Raw genomic sequence first — 21,218 nt, 5'->3', positions numbered from 1 at the left:
AATGACGAGACTAAAATTACGCTCCAGCCATTCCGGCGACACCGATGGCGCTCCCCCGGAGCCGCCGCCTTGCTGGCTTATATTGATCGTCGACGACGATGAGGACCTGCACTCCATCACCCGCCTGGCGTTGCGCAACGTGGAGTTCCACAACCGCAAGCTGCAACTCGCCAGCGCCTACAGTGCGGAGGAGGCGCGGAAAGCATTGCAGGAAAACACGGGGGTCGCCGTTATCCTGCTGGACGTGGTCATGGAAAGCGACGACGCAGGCCTGGAGTTGGCCCGCCAAATCCGCGAGGAACTGGGCAACCACAACGTTCGCATTATTCTGCGGACGGGACAGCCGGGCATGGCGCCGGAGCGGGACGTGATTCTGCGTTACGACATTAATGACTACAAAAACAAGACCGAACTGGACGCGCAAAAGCTCTACACCTCGGTCATCAGCGCTCTGCGCGCTTATGAAAGCCTGTGCGCCCTGGAGACCCATCATCGGGGGCTGCGACAAATCATTGAAGCGCCGGATTACCTGCAGCCGGGAACTACGTTACAGGATTTCGCGAAGGACATTCTGTCGCAACTATTACGCATCACCGGCTTTGAAGGAACGGGCCTGATATTGAGCCCACCACAGCCGTCCGAGCCCCCAGACGCCTACACCATCCTGTGCGGCTCGGATGAGATCACCGCAGGCGAATCCTGGTCGCAGGCGCCCATACCCGCCCCCGCACGGGAAGCCATCAAAGCAGCCTTTCAGACCGGCGAGAGCCAGTTCTCCCCCACCGAAACGATGCTTTTTATTGGACGTCACGATGAGCCAGGTCTCGTCGCTTACCTGGACGGACATACTCCCGACGGGCTGGCGCGCAATCTTCTGGAAGTATTCGACGCCAAAGCCGCTATCAGCCTCCACAATATGCGCCTGCATAACCAACTGGCGGACGCCAACGCCACCCTGGAGGAAAAAGTCGTCGCCCGCACCCAGGAGCTGGAGCAAACCCACTTGCAGCTTCTGCAAAGTGAAAAGTTAGCTTCTATCGGACAATTGGCGGCGGGCGTCGCCCATGAAATCAACAACCCTATCGGCTTCGTCAGCTCCAACCTGGGCTCGCTGGAGAATTACATCAAAGACCTGATGAGCATTATCGACGCGGCGGAAGCCGTACGACAAAACAGCGATGACGAGAACCCGCAGTGGAGCGACTTCAAAACCATCATCAACGATCTGGAGCTGGACTATTTACGCCAGGATATTCCCGACGTCATCGCCGAAACCCGCAATGGCCTTGAGCGGGTGCGCAAGATCGTACAGGATTTGCGCGACTTCACCCGCGCCGGAGAGGGCGAAGAGTGGCGTCACTCCCCCATTGAGGCTCAACTGGAAAGCGCCCTGGCTATCGCCTGGAATGAAATCAAATACAAGGCTGAGGTGATCAAAGAGTATGGCGACGTGGGGGAAATCGAATGCCTGCCCGGGCAATTAAACCAAGTGCTGTTGAATCTGCTGGTCAACGCCGCGCAGGCGATCGAGAGTTCAGGAAAAATCTGGCTGCGCACCGGATTCTGGGACCAAGGCGTATGGGTGGAAGTGCAGGACAACGGCGCCGGCATCCCGGAGGAAACCCGCAAACGCATATTCGATCCGTTCTTCACTACCAAACCCGTCGGCAAAGGTACTGGATTGGGGTTGGCCATCTCCCACAGCATCATCGAACGCCATGGCGGCCGCATTGAGGTAGACAGTACGCCGGGACAAGGCTCCCGCTTTCGGCTTTGGCTGCTAAGCAAGCGTCCGCCGCAGGAACAAGAAAAGCAATAAAAGAAAAGTAAGAAAAGGTTGCGACGAAATAGATCTAATTGGACAGGAAGATAAGGCGACGCGCGCCTGACGCCACGCGCATCGCCTTCACAGAGAGCTTAATAGGTTTTCTCAACGCCGCCTTCGTTGACAATCAACACCTCAACCCGACGGTTATCGGCGCGGCCTTCCGTGGTGTCATTGGTGGAGACCGGACGTTGCTCGCCGTACCCCATCGCAGTGATTTTATTGGAAGGGATGCGGCCGATTTCATTCAGCATCTTGGCCACTTCTTCCGCTCTTTGTTGCGACAGCCCCTGGTTCAGCTGAGTGGAGCCGCGATTATCCGTATGACCGGACACGACGACCCGGGCGTTGGGGAACTCTTTCACCGCTTCGATGATTTTGTTCACCAGGGCGAAGTTTTCTCCCTGAATCTCGCTTTTGCCAGAGGGGAAGTTAAACCCGTGGGCGCGAATCAGCACGTTGTCTTTCTGTCTGTACACGTCGGCTTCTTTCTCCGTGAACAGAGACTGCACGACAGCGAACTTCGCAGTGATGGCCTGCTTGCGCTGGTCTTCCCGCTGCTGCTGCGCCATCAGTTCGTCTTTTTCCGACGCCGCTCTCATCTCACGGGTCTTGGCGTTTTCCAGCGCCAGCAGCGCGGAGTCGCGGTCCGTCATCAGGCCTTGAATATTGGCGCTGACTTGACGCACCACTTCCTTGTTGGGCTGATCGAAAGGCAGTTGCTGATTGATCGGCCGAGCGGCCGCCGCCAGTTGCTGCTGATACCACAGCACTTTGTCCTCTTCGTTGAAGTCGGATTCATCGAAGTATTTGACGGTATCGGCGATGTACTCCGCGCGCATCACGTTCCACAGGGACTTTTGCGCGTGGGTCTGCGCCCTTTCGGTATCGGTTCTGTCCGCATCCAGGGTTTTCAGAGCCAGTTGATATTCTTCCTGCGCCATTTCCATGGTTTTAGGAGCCAGGTCGTCAATGTCGCGGCTTCTGGCTGATTCCAGCGCGTCACGGGCGCGGTCCACAATATTGCCCTTGAGCGCACTCAATTCCGCCTGAGAATACAGGCGCGCCACTTCCGCACGACCGGCTTTGGCGTCTTCGACGCTGCCTTTTTCAATCATGCCGGTGAGTTTGACGAGATTGTCCTCCGCTTTCATAAACTCGCCGGGGATAACTTTGTCCGCATTAGCCGCCAGGGCTTTCTGCCGTGCGTTCAGAACATCTTCCAGGTTATAGGCGGCGACCTCCGCATTGGTGCGGGCTTCGCTGATAGAGGCCAGTCCCTGTCTGGCGATGCCGGTGGCTTTGGCGTTATCGGCCTGAGCCCACTGCAGCGCATCCTGATAGGACTTTCTGGCCTGGCTGTAGCGCTGCGGCGATAATACGTTGAGATTCTGTGATTTCCCCTGCTCGACCTGATCTCTCAGTTCTTCCAGGGCGGGATATTGCTGGTAGGCGGCCTGCTCAGTGAGCGCGGTCTGCGAAGCGCAGCCAGTGAGCGTTACGGCGGTGATTACTGCGGCGAGATAGGCGTCTACTCCTTTCATTCTGAAGTCTCCTTACGATGGTTGGATACTTACATCGTGTTGACTGATTTTTCTACAGCCTGAAATCAGTTATACGGTAAGTAGATACAACATAGATTTATTTTTGTTCGATTCTCCTGAACATCCTTGGAGGGTCACAGCACAGAGTAGTCAAGAAAGTCAGGAACCGCCATTAATTGGGGCCCTGTTCGACTTAGTGAGTTGTACTTAGGGTGATGCTACGTCGTATTGCGCGTCGCACTGTCCCCTGACAAGCAAAGGCGTTTACCAGCCCTGAATACGGGGCCAGATTGCCAGCAGTTGGTTGGCGCCATCCAGCACGTGATAGTGCAGAAACTGTCCCGCCGTGGCGCAGGCATGGTTGGGTAGAATACGCAGGCGCGTTCCGATGGGCAGATCCGGGAGCGCCTCCCTGCATCCTTCACGCATGCTCAACCCTTCACGCATGCTCAGTACGCCGTGTTCCTGGTTGACGGCGCTCACTAACAAGCCATCAATGACCCGCCCCTGTTCATCGCACACCACGCCATAGCGCTGATCCACTTTCTGCTCCGCCGTGCCGCGATCCCTGGATAAGGCCGACCAGCCCGCATCCACAAAGAACCAGCCTTTGGCTTTGTTGTGTCCGGTCACGGTGGTCACCACCGACAGCGCGATCTCGTCCAGCTTGCAGACACCGATACCCACCATCACCAGATCAAAGAAGGTATACACCCCGGCCCGCACTTCCGTCACGCCCTCCAAGTGAGTGTAAGACAACGCCGCCGGCGTCGAGCCGACGCTCACCTCGGGACAGGCCACGCCCGCCTTGCGCAACGCCTGCGCCGCGGCCACCGCCGCCCTGCGTTCCTGCTCTGCGGCCGTCGCCAACTGTTCCGGCGTGTCGCAGTCATAGGCTCCGCCGGAATGACTCATCACACCGCGCACCTCCACACCCGCTTCATGCAACAGGCGTCCGATGGCGACCAGTTCGGGATCATCCGCGGGCAATCCAGCCCGGTGGCCGTCGCAATCCACCTCGATATACACAGGAATATTGGCGTCGTTTTCCCGACAAAAGGCGATGACCATTTCGGCCTGCTCGCGGCTGTCCAGCAGAATAGAGATATTGACGCCTGTACGCTGTAGCGCCAGCACGCGAGGCAGTTTTTGCGGGGAGATGCCGACGGCATAGAGCAAATCCGTATACCCTGCTTCCGCAAAGGCTTCCGCCTCTTTCAAGGTGGACACGGTTGCCGGGTCCTGCTTGCTCGCCATCACCAGCTCAGCGGCGGGAACGGACTTGACCGTCTTCAAGTGCGGCCGCAAGCGCACCTCAAACGGCTGCAAATACGTGCGCATGCGCGCAATGTTGGCTTGGAAACGGGTCTTATCCACCGCCAGAAACGGCGTGTCGATTGTATTCAGACTTTCTGTGGGTGTTGGCGTTGCGTTCACAAAGTTCTCCCGTTGGAGTTGCTCGTTCACCACAAGGCGCATGACTGCGCCTATTCAGCGTCGTTCGCGCCCTATTCAACATCCCCATAAGCGCTGGCCAGCACCACCACGTAGCCATCCGGGTCGCGCAGCCAGATTTCCCTATGCTGGGCGCGGGAGTTCAGTTTTGGCCCTTCAAGAATGTCCGCCTGTAACTCTTTCGCCCGCACCACCGCCGCATCAAACTCATCCACCTGAAACCATAACAGTACGCCGTAGCCATGTGGCGCGGCGTCCGGGTCGCCCAGGTTAGGATGGTCGTGGGCATGCCAGGCGTGCAGTTGCATAAACATCTCTTCACCCTGCACCAGCTGTTCGTATTCCGGGCCGCCATGCCCGCTTCGGCAATCGAGCAAAGTCTGATACCAGCGGCTGCTGGCGGCCACATCGCGGACGGCGATAAGCGTCTGTGCTTTCATCTTACGCTCCTTATCCATGCTTTAAAAAACAAGCCTAAGTTATTGTTTAAAAAATACAAACTAATCCCCTGACGTCTCATTCTCTCTCACCAGTCGCAACGCCAACGGAAACCTCTCCGTGTGTCCATCTATGTCGCCGGTCATAAAATCGACGAAGTAATACAGAATTGGAACCTCTTCGACCGGAGTCTGGCTCCAGTAGGGACTGCCTTCACCCAGGTCCTGCACATCCGGAAAAACCTCAGCGTTGATCGCCGGTTCCGAGCAGCCCCGTCGCACCAGGCTGTATAACTCCTCGATAGTCGGAATGCGCCAGCCGTGGCCCTGCAGTTCAGCAAAGTGACGCGCGCCTTCCAGGGTGGAGATTTTCACTTTGCCGACGCAGCCTGAACCCTCCCGCCAGGTCAGCCCCATGCTGCAGCGGCTCCAGGTCAGCCCGGTTTTCGTATCATAGACTTCTGCGCCCTTCAGTACGAACTGGGAGGTGGGCGTGACCTCCGAGGAACACGCTTCCTGCGCCGCGACCGTCGCTGACGCCAGAGAGAGTGTAAGCAGGAAAAGCAGCCTGTTTATATTTAATAACATATGGTTAAGCCATATTTTTAAAGTAATAGATTACAATTTTTTGGCAGTCTATCACTCATATCGACACAGCTCTGTTAACAAACCGTCAGCTTATCCCTGACGCATTCACCGAACTGGCCTCGCGCACGGTCAGGTGCACAAACTCCAGTTTCTGCAACACCTGCGGCCCCAGCACAAAAGGATACGCATGGGCGTGCCCCATACTGCGGTTCAGGCTGTTGAGCGCGAAAGTCAGGGGCAGCCAGTGGTCCACCAATACAGAAAATGCCTGCTGATTGTAGGGATCGAAGTCATGGCGCACGTCCAGGTTGGCGTCATCGCCGGCGCGGGGATGAATCATCAGGCCGAACTGATAGGCCGTCTCCAGGGTGTCGATCATATGCAGGTAATGCGCCCAGGTTTCCGCCCAATCTTCCCAGGGGTGACTGCTGGCGTAGGCGCTGACGAAACGCTGCGACCAGTCTTGAGGCGGCGCGGACTGATAGTGACGCTCCAGCGCCTCGCTGTAATTCTGCGTTTCATCGCCAAACTGGCGGCGGAATTCCGTTAATCGGTGGCTGTCCCGTATCAAGCGGTCCCAGTAATAATGCCCGGACTCATGGCGAAAGTGCCCCAGAATCGTACGATACGGCTCGCCCATCTGCTCACGCATGCTTACCCGCAGCGCCGGGTCCGCCTCCGCAATATTCAGGGTGATAACGCCCTGGGCATGGCCGGTCATGACTCGGCCGCGCTCATTGAAACTGGGATCGGGGTCCGCCAGAAAATCAAACGCCAGCCCTGCGTCATCCTGACTGCGGGGCGTCAATGGCAACCCCAGACGCATTATGGTGAACGCCAGACGGCGCTTTTCCGTCTCCAGCGTCCGCCACAAAGGAAGATTCTCCGCAATGCTCAGGTCAGGAATGGTCCGGTTGAGCTGACAGGCGGCGCATAACTCCACCGGCTCGTTTGCGTTCAGCATCCAGTTGCAGGCGGCGTGAACGGCGTAATTGGAGCACTTCTTGTACTGCTCATGAGTGTCCCCTACGCGTCGCCAAAGCCGGTCTCCGTCGGGGGTAAACGCCGCCATGACCATCTCACTGGGCGCGAAACCCAGCGTTGCGCCGCAACGGGTGCAGGCGACGTTTTCAAAATAGATGAGATTACCGCATGCCGGACAGGTGAATAATTTCATAAAAGGCGAGGCTCCCTGCGACCTTCATTTGATGAGTCAGCGAAGATTCCAAGCGCGTCCTGAAACATCGACGCGCTGGTCCAGTATAACTTTTTAGCTTTGCAGCGCCTGCATAATGCTGGGCCTGAAGATAAAAAATACCGCGCCCAGGATACACAATCCCGCCCACAGAAAATCCAGTCTAAGCGGCTCTTTCATATAGAAAAAAGCGAATGGAATAAACACACTTAGCGTAATTACTTCCTGTAATATCTTAAGTTGCCCCAAACTGAGTTCGCCGTAACCAATACGGTTGGCGGGGACCTGCAGCAGGTACTCGAACAAGGCGATGCCCCAACTCACCAGCGCCGCAATAATCCAGGGCTTGTTGTTCAGCTCTTTCAGATGCGCATACCAGGCGAAGGTCATAAAAACATTACTGACGAGCAGCAGAGACACGCTCACCACAACAGGAGAAATAGTCGGCCACATAGACAACCAGCGATATAAAGAAGATGGATGACAACGAGAAAGACAAGCCGGAACGGCTTAGCCCGCGCCGCAGAGAGCAGCGGGGGCGACTCATTTCATCATAACCCGGCTGGGTGTCAATAGTTGCGCGTCAATAAGAGCTTTGAGCGGGTCAATGCGTCAGCTGGTCGCCGCTTCCAGCGCCTCTTCCTCGACGCTCTGTTCCGAGTGGATCGGGAAACGGTCCAGCTCTTCCATCGCCCTCACCTGGGCGACGTTTTCGGGACTCACCAACACCTCTACACGCACCAACCCCAGCGCTTCCAGACGCTTGGCGTAGTTAGCCAGTACGTTCTTTTCAATCTGGCCAATACGGGTGTTCGACAACCCTGTGCGTCGCACGATCAGTTTCCTGCGAACGCGTTTGACCAATAAGTCGTGCGCGATAATACGATTGGATTCGGCCAGTTCCATGCCGGAGATGGCGATCCGGAATTGTTCTTCTGTCATGGGAGCGATTACCACCTGGATCTAAAAAAGAGATGCATCCTTAAGCTTCATTGTTGTTTCGGCGTCGCCGCTGCTATCGAAACGGCAATATACCCTAAGCATATCAGAGATATAAATGGGGATTATTGTTGTAGTTTAAAGTATTAAGTTAAATCAATTGCGTTACCCGGTAACATATTGGAAAATGAGCAAAACTCAAGCAGGTTGCCACAATGCGAAAGAAGTACGACATTCAAGCGCTGGACTATGAGTACGCCAAACGCTGGATCGACAATAAATTCCGCGACGCCGCCTTCCCCGGCGGAGCCGAAGCCTCACCCGATCGACGTAGACGCGCCGCCAAGGCGCTGACCCGGGCCGCCAGCCACGGCTCCCTGAACGCCTGGTGCGAAAAGTGGATGACGTCACCAGAATGGAACTCAATGAAAAACGCCATCCGCGCCGCCCGCCTGCGTAGAGAAAAACAAAGAGGAACCGCCGTCCCCACCCGCGGCGTCGACTTGAACGTCATGGCCCACCAGATCGTCAGCGCCCTCGCCAAAGCCGAAGGCGTCACCATTAGTGAACTGATTGAAATGAAGTTGAAGAAGGATTTTCAAAAGCTGAAGCGGAGAACCCGCCGTTAGGTTTCACGGTCCGTAACAGGAAGCGATTAGCTTCCTTCACGCAGCTTTGGCGTACGCAGTCAACTTTCCTATACACCCCGCCATCATTAAAGGCTACGCCGGGCTATTAATATGCCCATTCAACGCCCTACGAAAGATCTGAGCAATTTTTAAGCGGCTAATGTGGCAAGCTGAACGAGCCGCTTCCTGCGCGTTTTTTTCATGCTCCAAGTGGAAGAACCCAGGAAGGGGCGCTAGATTTATTAACAGAAGTCATAAGAGTGCAGTCAGGTATAACAATAAACTTTTTCAAGGGAACTTCATGGACGACAAAATACGTCATAACAACCAAGAAAAATCTGTTGCCGCATTACTTGTCGAGGGGCTGAAGAGCAGCCCACAAGAATACATTCTGACCTATCTGAACAAAGGCGGAGAGCTTGGCGAAACCCGCTATTCACCAAGTCAGCTGCTCTCCGCAAGCGCCGCCTATGCAGAACGCTTGCGCCGCGCTATGAATGGCGCTCACGTGGCTTTACTCTCCATGGAGCCAGGCTGCGACTTTGTAGTAGCGTTGCTGGGATGTCTGTTTTCCGGCACAACGGCTATTCCTGTGCCAGCGCCCCGATCAACCAAGGAGATGAGCCGACTGCAGGCGATCATGGAGGACAGTCGTACGCGCCATGTCATCTGCGACGCAAACACACTGGCGTATTTTCAGGAGAATGCCGCAAGCGCCGAGGGGCTTCAGTTAATCCATATCCCCACTAGCGGCGATGACGTCGACGGTCAGCAAAACGCGTCGGTTCAAGAGCCGACGATAACGCCGTTCGCCTTTCCTCATGAGCCCGTCATTATTCAGTACACGTCCGGCTCAACCAAAGCGCCAAGAGGCGTCAAAGTCACAGAGAAAAATATCCTCGCAAACCAGCGTATTTCCGCTGAAAAGTGGCGCTTCGCGCCCGAGAAGAACATGTTATCTTGGCTGCCTCACTACCATGACATGGGACTGTTTGGGAGCATTATTTATCCGCTCATATCGGGCATGCAGTGTGTCTTGATGAGCCCCGTTGATTTTATCAAGCAGCCGTTGCGCTGGCTGGCCGCCGTCAGCAAGTACCGCGCAGCCATCAGCGGCGGGCCCGCCTTCGCTTATCAACTATGTCTGGATATCGCACCGGATGAGTTTATCAACGGACTGGATCTTTCCTGCTGGCAAGCGGCGTATTGCGGCGCTGATTATGTGCCGCATCAGCTACTGGAGAATGTCAGGAAGCGGTTCAGCGCAGCCGGGCTGCATCCCCGTTCTGTGCTGGCTTGTTATGGACTCGCGGAGAGTACGCTTTATGTGGGAGGAGAAAAGGTCTGGGAAGATCTGCCTGAGGTATTCGCCCAACGCAGCAACGACCTCACCACTTGCGAAGGCTGCTACCTTGGACGTACGTTTGATCACATAAGAATTTTGTCGGCCGAGGGAGGCAGCGACAAGGAGGCGGGAGAAGCCGGCAAAATTTTCATCAGCAGCGACAGCGTGACGGAAGGTTACGTCAACGCGCCATTGCCCACATTCGTGGAGAATGGAAGAACCTGGCTGGACACAGGAGATATCGGTTTCATCAAAGACAACTACCTGTTCATCACCGGACGTGAAAAAGACATGGTAGTCATCCATGGCAAAAACATATTCACCAATGATCTGGCGCTAAACGCAGCCAACATAATCCACACACTGAACCCCAACGCCTGCGTGCTATACAAACGTGAGCCCGACCATCGTCTGACAATGTTAATTGAAACCAAAAACAAAACCGCCGAGTTTGATGAAGAGAAGATCGCCTTAATCAAACGCCAGGTATTTGATGAGTTTGGCGTCAGCCTTATCGACGTATCCATACTTCCGAGAGGCTCAATGCCCAGAACGTCGAGCGGTAAGGTGCAGGCGGAACTTGTGCGTCGCAGCTACGCGGAACAGGTCGTATGAGGCCAGAGGCGATACAAAGCCAGGAGTTAGCTCTCAAGCTTTTAAGCCATAAGAAGATGGCCGCATTTTCCATCGAAGACTATGTGGAAAAGCTGAACAAGAAAAGCGGAGAGGACTTCTCTTACCTCCTCCGCGTCGTTCGCGCCATGCTGTCTTTTATGGAAGGCCCTGCGCATCTCGCATTGAAGAAAGTCGTTCTGTCCTCGCTGCAGCAGGGACTTGTGATGATGGATAAACAAAGTCTGCTGGCCGTCACGCGAGAGCTGTTGCAGGGCCTAAAGCATAGGCCGCAGGTGGATTTGGTCAGTGACCTGTGCGACCCGCTGTTTATTGCAATGATCAGCAAGCTGTTTGGTCTTGATATCCCAGACCGAGAAAAATTCCTGGCGTTGATCGACGCAACCGCCGCGATTACCGAGCCACTGTTGCCAATAAGGCGTTTGAAAGCGCTACAAAACGCCTTTTTATCACTGAGGGACATGATCAACGGCCAATGGCGCACGCTCAGCCCCGGAATCCTTCTCGCAATGCAACAGCAGGGGGACCACCTGAATCAGGAAGAGCTGCTGATACTCATGGCGACGCTGGTGATAGCGTCTCGCACCACAACGGAGACGCTGGCGGGAATCATGCTGGAAAACAGTAAGGAGCCCGGTATTCGTCATGTGTTGCTAAGCAATCCTCAATGGGTTGAAGAGCATATCGAGGGAATGGTAAGGCTTTGCGCTTCTACAGAGTATTTGACCCGCGTCGCCAAAGAGCCAGTCAATTTGGATGACCTAGCCGTCGCAGCGGAGGAGCAAATTCTCATCCATGTCCCCTCCGCCAACCGTGACCCCGATTATTATCCTGATAGCCGCTTTTCGGGGCTGGAGCATAGCCGTCAATGCCGCCACATCGCCTTTGGCGGCGGCAGCCACCGATGTCCTGGGGCTAATCTGGCCAAGGTCGTTCTTAGCGCAATGATTCCCATCATCTATTCAACTCTGGAGCTTATCGACATAGATCCCGAAGCTGTGCAGTACAAGAAATCCACCTTCGCCAAACGACCTGCGAGTATCCCAGCCTATGTTTGCTGAAGAAGAAATCCAGGCGCGCAGAAGCAAATTTGAAGAGAAGAACGGCATCGTCATTCTTGACGATTATCATGACGCCGCGACCGTTTTATCAGATAAGGCATTCAGGGTCCCGGATCTCCCCGGTTTCCTGCGCAAATTGGAAGCGCACGCCCCTGTGGACTTGCGCTTTCTGAAAATGTACGTCGATAACTCGCCGTTTTTCCTGGAAGGTCCAAAACATAAACGGCTAAGAGAGATCTGCCTTCGCTACCTCAGCGGGCAAGCTTTGAAAGAGATGGATGACGTCATCGTCACCCAAACCGGCCTTATTCTGGAAAAACTACCCAATACGTCCTTTGACGTTGTCGCGCTTGTCGGGAAGCCCATATTTACCCGGATCATCAAGCCACTGCTTGGATTAGCGCCTCTCGAAGCCGAAAAGTTCGACCGCTTGGCCATGGTTCTGCAGCGTTTGATCGAACCTATGCTGTCCCTGAACAATCTGGCGCGTATCAATAACGAACTGGAATGGTTAACCCAACAGATCCAGCAACAACTTAAGTTGGAAACACCAGCCAGCGGCGTTTTGGCGAGCTTATTAGCGGATGACGACGCGCCGCTGTCTCATGAGGAGAAAATCGCTCTCGTCATCACGCTCTATGCTGCGGTAGCGCCTCTGGCGCAGACGCTTTGCAATATGATTGAGATCCTGTACCGGGATGGCCCACCTCCCCCTTCTGAACCAGCGCATATTCTCGAAAGCCTGCCGCTCTTACTTCACCAAAGCGCCGCGCCGCGATTTATTCATCGAGTGGCGGCGGAACCACGCAGATTAGGAAACATCGTTATTCGTCAGGGCGATACCGTCATGATTAATATCGCCAAAGCGGCCCTGACGGAATCTGATGCACCTGAGTCGCGCTTGAGACACTACAGCTTCGGACATGGCGCGCACTTCTGCATTGGCGCGCCGCTTTCCAAACGCATTATCAGTGAATTTATTCCAAGGTTTTTAAAGCAGTTCCCTCGCTTGCGCGTCCTCAATAAGCAGTACGACGAGAGTAATCACATCGCCAGAGCATTAACTTTATTAACTGTGAGCCCTGATCAATGAAACTGGAAAAAGAATATATCGTTAGTTTTATCCTTGATCGCGCATCTGAACTGACCAAGACGTCCCGAGAACAACTATTTGGCGATACGCCGCTGGCTTCGATTGGCGTAGACTCATTATATGCGGTGTTGATTTGCGGACGTCTTGAAGATCATTTCGGAATCGAGATTGAGCCCATCGTCATGTTCGAATACCGCACCGCCAATGAAGTCGCCGACGCGCTGCTGAAGATGGCGCAGCCTGTATGAGTCGTTATTACATTGGACTGTCCACCTCCGGCCATGATCCTTCTTTCAGCATTGTAAATAGCGATGGGCTGGTGATTTTCGCCGAGGCGACTGAACGCTTTCTGCAGGACAAGAGAGCCTGGGGCGTCATGCCGGACCATATAGGACACATTGAGAGCGTCCTGAAACCCTTAATAGCTTCCGACCCCCGAGCAGAGTTTCTAGTCGCCACCAGCTGGAAATCCATCAAGGAGGAACTACCCGTACAGATATCCGATGCGCTGTTGCCCGCCTCGCTCGGTGAATGGATTCGGCGCCAGCAGGGCTATATTCAGGCCAGAGCGGGAAATCATTGTCGAATGATTTTGGGAGAACGCATGTTGGGCGAAGTGCGTCACTATGATCATCATATGTGTCACGCCGCCAACGCGTTGTACTCTTCGCCGTTTTCAGACGGTCTTTGCCTGGTGTTGGATGGCGAAGGAGAAGTGGGCGCCGCCAGCTTATTCGAATTGAACGATAGCGTGCTGAGAAGGGCTTGGCGCTCGTGGGGACCCGGTAGTTTAGGCGCGCTTTATGGTTGGCTGACAGAGCTGTGCGGGTTTAGCACCCGTCACGGCGAAGAATGGAAAGTAATGGGATTAGCCGCCTACGGCCAGGCGGATGAGAAACTTGTCGAGGAAATCAAATCAATCATGCAAGTCGACGCAGGTCGGCTGCTGCTATCAGACAAAGACCGGATCAAGACAGTCGTAAGCGCCTTGCAGCGACTCGCCAGAAAGCCTGAAGATCCGATCTTAAGCCAAGCCCACCTCGCGATGTCCGCACAACAGGCCTATAAGGAACTCGTCGACCACATCCTCGATGACATAAAGGATCAATACCCAGACGCATGCAACCTGCTGCTCTCCGGGGGGTGTGCGCTGAACTCCCTCTACAATGGCGGCGTCAAACGACAACATGGTTTCGAGCAAGTCCATGCTCCGTCAGCGCCGGCGGATGATGGCAACTCTCTAGGCGCCGCCATCCTCGCCTGGGCCGAGGATAACAAAACTACCCAATTGCCACATGGCCATCTATCGCCTTACCTCGGTTCGTCAATCGCCGCCACAGAGATTGACGCCGTAGTGCGTTATTCCGGGCTTACAGTCACTCCGCTGCCTGAAGGAAGCGTGGACTTGATCGCCCATGAGCTTGCCGCAGGAAAAGTCATAGGGGTGGCCCGTGGGCGCGCGGAGTTCGGTCCACGCGCGCTGGGAAACCGGTCCATTCTGGCGGACCCAAGAGCGCCTGAAATGAAAGACAGAATTAACGGGATCATTAAAGGTAGAGAGTCATATCGCCCTTTCGCTCCCGCCTTACCAGAAGAACTGGTTCAGGATTGGTTTGATGACGCACAACCTTCTCCCTATATGTCTTTCGCGCTTCCGTGGAGAGAAGAAAAGCGCTCTCTGGTTCCCGCTGTCGTGCACCACGATGGGACAGGACGATTGCAAAGCGTCTCCGCCGGCGTATCGCCCTGGTTCCATAGTCTGCTAAACGCTTTTAGCGAAATAACCAACGCGCCGGTCCTCTTGAACACCAGTTTCAACGTAATGGGAAAGCCCATTATCCACTCGGCTCACGACGCCGTTTCGGTACTGATGTCCACAGACCTAGATGCGATTCTTCTGGACGCTCATTACATTCAGAAAAAGAGGTAACGCGGAAGGGATGAAAATCTCCTACCTGACCTTTTACCTTCTGGTGTTTCCGGCGATCCTCTGCCTCTTCTCACTGTGTAGAAGAGTCGCCCCAAGATACGGCAGACTCTGCGTCGCCCTGGCTTCGATGCTGTTCCTCGCCATCGCAGATCGGGTTTCATTTGGCATTTTGCTGGGCGTGGTATTAATCAACTACCACTTGATTCGAGGCATGGAAGTCTCCCCTCATCGGAAACGCCTGTATAAGCTGATCGGGGTCTCGCTCAGCCTAACGCCACTTATCTTTTATAAACTGTTTGGCGGAACGGTCTACTTTGATGGGGATCTGGCTCAGTCTCTCCTGCTTCCACTGGGTCTGGCGTTCTATTCGCTGCAGCAGGTCACAGCGATAGTCGATTCCGCCAGCGGGCAGGTAAAACCAATCCAGATCAGCGATTACCTGTTCTTCTCCTTTTTCTTCGCCACGCTGACCTCGGGCCCAATCATTACCTACAAGGACATGATGGGACAGTTGCAGCAGGACGATTCGTCGTCCATTTCTCCCTATAACATTGACCTTGGCGTCAGCCTGTTCATTCTCGGCTTCGCGAAGAAAACCCTGATCGCAGACCCTATTGAGAGCATGACCGGCGCACTATTGCAGGTGAGCAATATCAATCCGGAAACCTACTATTCCATCTCAGAACTTTTATACATTTTCTGGGGCGGCATGCTAAGTTTTTACTATGTGTTTTCCGCCTACTCTGACATGGCCATTGGCATCGCTCTGCTATTCGGGGTGCGTCTGCCCGTCAATTTTAATTCGCCTCTCAAAGCCAGAACGCCCCAGCAATATGTAATGTCCTGGCATATGAGCTTCATGGCGTTTGTCAGGCAATATGTATTTCAGCCCGTCTATCTAATGCTGAAAAGGACACCGATAAAGGACTTGAATACGCGTTACCTGCTCGCCTGGGCCGGGGCCGTATTCTGCTCCTTCGGCGTGGTGGGCGTCTGGCATGCGCCGGATATCGTTACAGTCGCCATCAGCCTGGGCGTCGCCATTACGATCGTGGGCGTAGAGTCCTCATCGCTTGTATTTAGAAGACGTAAACCCGCCTCAGCTCGCACGCCAAGCCTACTATCCAGAGCTATTTTGCTGACCTTTATCTGCCTCTGCGCCATGAAGTTCACCCACCCTGACTTTGAGATAGTGCAGTCCTTCACCAATATGCTGACTCACAACCCTACTCTTTTCGTGTCCGACAGACTCGATTTCCTGTCAGGGTATCTCCATGGAGCATGGATCGAGTACTACAGTTTTTTTCCCACTCTCACCACAGTCAATCGTTATGAAATAGCACAACCGACGCTTTCGCCGGACCTCAGCATGCTTCATATATTGCTCGTCACCCTGATTACGTTTTACTGCCCAAACTCAATGCAGATTTTCGGTCTGTTGGAGAAAAACGAAGAGGACAATATGAAAGCGCGTTGGAGCAATCGTATGCGCGCCGCCATCGCCGCGGGGGTATTGCTGTGCATCTCCCTATCCTTCACCAATAACGGCTCCAGCTTCAGCTATGGCGGGTAACCAGTGACCCGTTATATTAGGTGCATCGCCTGTGTCGTCTTCCTCTGTTACGCCGTGGTTCTTCCGGTGAATATTTTAATGGACCCACTGGGTCTGGGATGGGTCACGGAGGTCGCAGACGAACCTGCGATTTACGATGAGATAAATACGCGCCTTGACTTTGAAGAGATAAAAACGGCGCTTGCGGAGACATCCGCCACCAAGGTGCTGATAGGGTCCTCTCGCGTCATGAGGGGCTTCGACACCTGCGCTCTTAACTCTGTACTTAACATTGGCGTCAGCAGTATTACTTCCGCGCAAACTGAATACCTGGTCGACTACGCGGTAAACCTGAACAAGTTTGACGCCATTCTTGTGGAGGCTTTGCCATACACGCCGCCAGAGAAGATCCTGTCCGCGCAAAAAGACCTTATCGCCAAACTGATCAGCCTGAGGACATTCTTCATTTCTTCACAGGCCCTATTGGATCAGTTCAAGCCCAAATCTCAGACTAAGTTTGACTGCGGCCATTCCAGCGCCGCAGGCCCCTACTTCACGGAAGTAAGCACATTCGACAAAAGGGTGTACCGGCAATATCGCGATATTTCACGATATGCGACAGACATAGCGCTGGCGATTAAGCGTATACAAAGCAAGGCCAGCCCCAAGACCAACGTGATTCTTTTCATCCCTCCAGTACATCCAGATCTTCTTAACCCAGAAGAAGTTGACCAATTGATTACGGAGATTGACAGGGTGCTGGGAGAGAATAAGAGTCTGGTGTCTTACTCGGAAATATACGATCGCGAGTTCCTGAATAAGCCCAGATTATGGCAAGACGCCAATCACTTTAGCCCGGAGTTGGGAGCCAACTATCTGCAATATCTTGTACAAATCAGTAAGTCAGGAGATAAGCACCCTATGCGCGACCACGGCGACCTTAAATTCAACTAGACTTTTCTTACAAGCATTTAGATTCGCTCTCGCAGCCAAAGCCAGCAAGCGCCACATGGATATCCCCGTACTTCCAAAACAGACGCACCGTCATTGCGTTAAATACGTTTTATGCGCCTTTTTTGTCATGTTGGGGATAGCACAGGCGGCGCTATCCAATGTCGTCCAGGCCCGGGAAACCATTTCCATCGCCACTGGCGAATATATTCCCTGGGCCTCTCAGAAAGGTCCCCATAACGGCTTTATCGGACACATTATTACCGAGGCTTTCAGGCGCCAGGGCATCGACGTCACGTTTGAGTATTATCTGTGGGCGCGCAGTTATGAACAGGCGCGCCAAGGGCTGCACAACGCCGCTTCGTACTGGATATGCAGCGAAGAACGCCAGAGAGATTTCTTCTGCAGCGATCCCGTGGCGGAGGAAGACATTGTCTTTTTCCACCAAAAAACCACACCGTTAGACGACTGGAACTCTCTCGACGACCTTCGCCTATACAGTATCGGAGCCACCATTGGTTATACCTACACAAAGGAGTTTTGGGCGGCGGCGGAGTCTGGCATGTTGCGGGTAAGCACAGTCCCCGAGGACGAACAGAACTTCAATATGCTGGCGTTGAATCGCATCGACTTGTGCCTGATGGGCCCGGTCGCAGGCCTGACATTGCTGCGCCAGAAGTTTCCCAAGGCGATCAGAGAGTCCATCACCTACAATCCAAAGCCCCTCGCCACCACCCGCCTGAGCTTGCTGTTCCCCAAAGTCCACAAGGATTCCGTACGTCTGATGCTGATGTTCAATGAGGGACTCAAGCAAATCCGCGCAGAGGGGATCTATGATCGCTACATGGCGGATCTGCTGGCCGGGAAATATGATCCGAAAAACTAGCCGCCCTGAAAAACGTTGGCGAGGCCACAGATAGTTTTTCAGAGGCTCCCTGGCGGATCAGCCCTGTCTGTAGCGGATATCTCTGTAGAATTCGCGGGAATCCTCATCAATCTCGTCCCCCGCTGCAAACAGCGTTTCCTGTTCATCCTCTGTCAGCGGGGCTTCAACATAAGCGCTTGACGCGGAATGAAATCGAGTCGTACAGATCATCCACTCCTGACTCTGGTTCTTCAGAAATCCCCGCCCTTGATGGGCTCCGCAAAGCCAGCGCTGGCAATCGGTGCAGGCGTTAAAATACTCGCTGTTGTCGTTCATGGCGAAAAACACCATATCATCCAGCGCCTCGCCATAGGCCATCGCCAGATAAGCCGCGCGGTTTTCCGCGCACCCGCCAGTTCCCCAGTCTGTTGTATTCAATTCCGCCATGTTGTAGCCGACATAGCAGCGGCCCGTAACTGCAGATACCGCGTAACACATCGTGAAACCGCTTCTGCTGGTGTTCGCCTCCCGCAGACGACGTCTATACATACGCTGGGCGATCGCTTCGATGATTTGTTTGTGGGATTTGGCCATGGGACACACTCCTTGCAGTGAGAAAGATTGCTCCTTCGGCGCCAAAAAACTGCATGAGCCGATTATCAATATAGGCGTGAATAAACAGGCGAAGCCTTTATAAAAAGATCATATTTTGTACAACCCCACTATCCATACCGTAATAACTACGATTCGCCTGGCCAACGCCGCCCAGCCCCATGCCGATGGGCTATACTTCTCCAAAACAAGAACAATCCGGAAAGATAAAAGCAGGAAGCAACATGGACACTTCATTAGCGCTTGAGCTGGTGCTCAAATTCTGGTTTTTAGCCCCATTGGCGGTCATTATCGCCCTATTACAAACCTCCTGGTTCAACAGCGTGATACAACGCCTAACCCAGCAAGAGGAAGCGCCGACCTCCACGCCACTCCCCATCATGCGCATCGCCGAGACCAACGAACTCAAGCCCGCAAACAGAATCAGAATATGCCCCCAATGCGGCGCACAGATGGTCAGCCGCCGAATCAAAAAAGGCCCCAGCGCCGGCCGCGAATTCTTCAGCTGCAGCGCCTCTCCGAAATGCACCGGAGTGCGGGCGGCTTGATAGAAAAGGCTGTTAGGCGATTGGGGCCTTAAAAAGCCCCCCATACTTACCCGGCATTTTCATCACAAATTGCGTGTGGTTTTGCTCGGAGTTGGCGGCGATGCGGTAGCCGTAGAGAGGCGAGCCAAGCCTGTATATTTGACAACCTATCACATTACCTTTTTTGACTTTTAGTGTTCAGTCGTGAGTTATTTAACGGTTTTTTGTCCTCCAAGGGTTTTCCCCTATCCTCTTTGCTTGATTGACGATAGCCCCTTCCGGAAGAAAAAATCTTGCCCCTCAATCTTCTCCAATTAGGTTCAACTTTAGGGAATAAGGAAAATGGCAGACGTTTATATCGCTAAACAAGGCGACCCGATCAGGGCAATGGCAAATGATTTCCCCGCAAACAACTCTATGACCATGCAGCAGCGTATGGACTATGTTATGGAGTTCAACAAAGATTTAATTAAAACGCCCACCTTTCCTAGAAACGACTTAGTGATTCTGAATCAGGACGTTCACTGCAACCCTATTCTAAGAAACGAATACCAGTCTCTAAGAACTCAACTACAGTGCATGCCTGATGCTGCGTTTAATGGCATAGCAGAGTTAGGTGGTAATGAGTCAATAATCCTAATCCAAGCCATTATGGAGTTTTTGAAAGATCAAGACTGGTATAGCCACGCAGGAGATCTTAATACATTTGGCGGAGCCGGATTAGGCGCCACAGCCACCAGAACAGAAGGTTTCGTCAAAGCACTTAACGAAATTGAAGTGTTATTAGAACAATACGGAAAAGCGCCCAACTTACAAAAAGCCAAGCTTAAGACGCAGATCAAAAATGCGTATAAGGAACTTAACCAACGTTTTGGCAATATCATGCAGCGGTACATTGGAAAAGCTTCTGCAAACCATGCCCGCCATCCTGCGTATAGTTCGAGACGCGCCATGAAATTGGCAAGCCGCGGCCGATATATGACCCTTACAGGTTCAACTCAAGGCAGACAAATAACCTCCGGCCTGAAAGCATTAAACTATGTTGGAAAAGGTTTAGTTTTTCTCGACCTTGGACTCCGAGCCAGAAACATATATCTTGCAGACAACCGATATCGACAAACGATGATGGAGGCGGCCGGTTTTGGCGCTTCATTTTATGTTGGTTACATAGGCGGCTTATATGCCCTCAGCCTCGCCCTCGGCCCACTAGGCTGGATTATAGCTATTATTGTGATTGGGGCAGCTGCTGTATCGTTGGACTATATGGCAAAATATGCAGCTGGTAACACATACGACTTTGTTGATATGCAGTTTCAGAATTACCGAAACGTACCAAGGCTACAGCACATTGCACCTGGCTTTTAATATCAATATAGCAACTTTTTGTAGTTTAATAACAAGGCGGATATATTCGCCTATTCGGCGACAACCCGCGCATGACAGGAGGACACATATTGTCTGACGCCTCACATGAGCTGCTCCTCAGCCCAAACCCACTATGGCATTACTATTGGGTATTTTGGATGCTGGTCTTGTTTTCAGTGCTGCTCATTCAGCTTCCGCTGGCTTATTTCGCCTTAGTCAGACCTTTCGACAAGAAGTTCGAAATGAAGAATATTGTTCTGGAGAGGGGGATTTTCTACGGTAGCTTTATCGTCCGCCTGACCAATTACGTTCACGGGATTGTATTTGAGCCTTATCGCGGCAAGCTTTCCAACCCAATCGCCAGAAAGCTCATTGATGGCAAGTTTGGTCATCAGGATCAGCTGTATGAAAAGAGAATTAATATGCGATCCTCCGCCAATCCCCTTCAAATAGTTCTGAGCTACATTTTAGTAGCCAGCACTATCGTGATGGTCGGCGGCATGATTCCGTTGCTTATCCATAACTTTATTCTCTACCCTGACTTCGCTGCAGCGCATGGCGGCTAAAGTTCCACTACCTTCATGACGACCGCTGTTACTCTGCATTTGTATCGAAGTCCGCACATGAGTTGGGTCCGTGCTGGTAGTATGGCCCCATGCCGCCGCATATTTT

21 protein-coding genes are annotated in these 21,218 nt (G+C 53.4%); 13 read left to right on the top strand and 8 right to left on the bottom strand.

The window, feature by feature from the left end; translation table 11 throughout:
* The first annotated feature begins 1 nt into the window (after position 1).
* On the top strand, positions 2–1,819 hold the full coding sequence (locus tag ONV78_RS22720; protein WP_279506638.1) for an ATP-binding protein: 1,818 nt from the start codon (positions 2–4) through the stop codon (positions 1,817–1,819).
* A gap of 98 nt (positions 1,820–1,917) precedes the next feature.
* On the opposite strand, the gene ONV78_RS22715 is transcribed toward ONV78_RS22720, so the two are convergent.
* The 7 genes from ONV78_RS22715 to ONV78_RS22685 all read right to left on the bottom strand — a co-directional run bounded on the left by ONV78_RS22715 (position 1,918) and on the right by ONV78_RS22685 (position 7,986).
* Entirely contained in the window at positions 1,918–3,369 is a 1,452-nt protein-coding gene (locus ONV78_RS22715; protein ID WP_279506637.1) for an OmpA family protein, read from the bottom strand.
* A gap of 264 nt (positions 3,370–3,633) precedes the next feature.
* Entirely contained in the window at positions 3,634–4,848 is a 1,215-nt protein-coding gene (locus tag ONV78_RS22710) for a DSD1 family PLP-dependent enzyme (protein ID WP_279506636.1), read from the bottom strand.
* Positions 4,849–4,877: 29 nt separating this feature from the next.
* Positions 4,878–5,264: a VOC family protein gene (locus ONV78_RS22705; protein WP_279506635.1), complete on the bottom strand. Its 387-nt coding sequence runs from the start codon at positions 5,262–5,264 to the stop codon at positions 4,878–4,880.
* Between the two features lie 60 nt (positions 5,265–5,324).
* Positions 5,325–5,849 carry a DUF1566 domain-containing protein gene (locus ONV78_RS22700; RefSeq protein WP_279506634.1) on the bottom strand — a complete coding sequence of 175 codons (525 nt, stop codon included), beginning with the start codon at positions 5,847–5,849 and terminating at the stop codon, positions 5,325–5,327.
* 85 nt (positions 5,850–5,934) lie between these two features.
* A complete protein-coding gene (locus ONV78_RS22695) occupies positions 5,935–7,026 on the bottom strand; it encodes a putative zinc-binding peptidase (protein WP_279506633.1) in 1,092 nt (363 codons plus the stop codon).
* A 93-nt stretch (positions 7,027–7,119) separates the two neighbouring features.
* The gene (locus ONV78_RS22690; protein ID WP_347815426.1) at positions 7,120–7,497 is read right to left on the bottom strand and encodes a DMT family protein; all 378 of its coding nucleotides are present in this window, start codon (positions 7,495–7,497) and stop codon (positions 7,120–7,122) included.
* A gap of 159 nt (positions 7,498–7,656) precedes the next feature.
* Positions 7,657–7,986, bottom strand: a complete 330-nt coding sequence (locus ONV78_RS22685; protein ID WP_279506632.1) for a TrfB-related DNA-binding protein — start codon at positions 7,984–7,986, stop codon at positions 7,657–7,659.
* 212 nt (positions 7,987–8,198) lie between these two features.
* On the opposite strand from ONV78_RS22685, the gene ONV78_RS22680 reads away from it, so the two are divergent.
* From ONV78_RS22680 to ONV78_RS22640, 9 genes are all read left to right on the top strand, one after another.
* Positions 8,199–8,612, top strand: coding sequence for a hypothetical protein (locus ONV78_RS22680; RefSeq protein WP_279506631.1), 414 nt, complete (start codon positions 8,199–8,201; stop codon positions 8,610–8,612).
* 301 nt (positions 8,613–8,913) lie between these two features.
* Entirely contained in the window at positions 8,914–10,572 is a 1,659-nt protein-coding gene (locus ONV78_RS22675) for an AMP-binding protein (protein WP_279506630.1), read from the top strand.
* Complete coding sequence (locus ONV78_RS22670; protein ID WP_279506628.1) at positions 10,569–11,651, top strand: cytochrome P450; 1,083 nt, start codon at positions 10,569–10,571, stop codon at positions 11,649–11,651. The genes ONV78_RS22675 and ONV78_RS22670 overlap by 4 nt, the downstream gene beginning before the upstream one ends.
* On the top strand, positions 11,641–12,744 hold the full coding sequence (locus tag ONV78_RS22665; protein WP_279506625.1) for a cytochrome P450: 1,104 nt from the start codon (positions 11,641–11,643) through the stop codon (positions 12,742–12,744). The genes ONV78_RS22670 and ONV78_RS22665 overlap by 11 nt, the downstream gene beginning before the upstream one ends.
* Positions 12,741–12,992: an acyl carrier protein gene (locus ONV78_RS22660; protein WP_216736267.1), complete on the top strand. Its 252-nt coding sequence runs from the start codon at positions 12,741–12,743 to the stop codon at positions 12,990–12,992. The genes ONV78_RS22665 and ONV78_RS22660 overlap by 4 nt, the downstream gene beginning before the upstream one ends.
* A complete protein-coding gene (locus ONV78_RS22655; RefSeq protein WP_279506624.1) occupies positions 12,989–14,674 on the top strand; it encodes a carbamoyltransferase C-terminal domain-containing protein in 1,686 nt (561 codons plus the stop codon). Before ONV78_RS22660 ends, ONV78_RS22655 begins: the two co-directional genes overlap by 4 nt.
* Before the next feature lie 10 nt (positions 14,675–14,684).
* Complete coding sequence (locus ONV78_RS22650) at positions 14,685–16,247, top strand: MBOAT family O-acyltransferase (RefSeq protein WP_279506623.1); 1,563 nt, start codon at positions 14,685–14,687, stop codon at positions 16,245–16,247.
* Between the two features lie 78 nt (positions 16,248–16,325).
* Complete coding sequence (locus ONV78_RS22645; protein WP_216736264.1) at positions 16,326–17,180, top strand: hypothetical protein; 855 nt, start codon at positions 16,326–16,328, stop codon at positions 17,178–17,180.
* A 127-nt stretch (positions 17,181–17,307) separates the two neighbouring features.
* Positions 17,308–18,063, top strand: coding sequence for a transporter substrate-binding domain-containing protein (locus ONV78_RS22640; RefSeq protein WP_279506621.1), 756 nt, complete (start codon positions 17,308–17,310; stop codon positions 18,061–18,063).
* Positions 18,064–18,120: 57 nt separating this feature from the next.
* Here the strand turns inward: ONV78_RS22640 and ONV78_RS22635 are convergent, their stop codons facing one another.
* Positions 18,121–18,636 carry a hypothetical protein gene (locus ONV78_RS22635; protein WP_279506618.1) on the bottom strand — a complete coding sequence of 172 codons (516 nt, stop codon included), beginning with the start codon at positions 18,634–18,636 and terminating at the stop codon, positions 18,121–18,123.
* A 242-nt stretch (positions 18,637–18,878) separates the two neighbouring features.
* Here ONV78_RS22635 and ONV78_RS22630 point away from each other — a divergent pair, with 242 nt between their 5' ends.
* The 3 genes from ONV78_RS22630 to ONV78_RS22620 all read left to right on the top strand — a co-directional run bounded on the left by ONV78_RS22630 (position 18,879) and on the right by ONV78_RS22620 (position 21,112).
* Positions 18,879–19,202, top strand: coding sequence for a topoisomerase DNA-binding C4 zinc finger domain-containing protein (locus ONV78_RS22630; RefSeq protein ID WP_279506616.1), 324 nt, complete (start codon positions 18,879–18,881; stop codon positions 19,200–19,202).
* Positions 19,203–19,523: 321 nt separating this feature from the next.
* Positions 19,524–20,546 (top strand): hypothetical protein, encoded by a 1,023-nt coding sequence (locus tag ONV78_RS22625; protein ID WP_279506615.1) that lies wholly within the window; start codon positions 19,524–19,526, stop codon positions 20,544–20,546.
* 89 nt (positions 20,547–20,635) lie between these two features.
* A complete protein-coding gene (locus ONV78_RS22620) occupies positions 20,636–21,112 on the top strand; it encodes a hypothetical protein (RefSeq protein WP_279506613.1) in 477 nt (158 codons plus the stop codon).
* Positions 21,113–21,218: the final 106 nt, after the last annotated feature.

Origin of the sequence: Hahella sp. CR1 (assembly GCF_029813005.1) — a bacterium.
GTDB lineage: Bacteria > Pseudomonadota > Gammaproteobacteria > Pseudomonadales > Oleiphilaceae > Hahella.
Note: the sequence above shows the minus strand (reverse complement) of the source record. Positions and strands in the feature narration are given on the sequence as shown.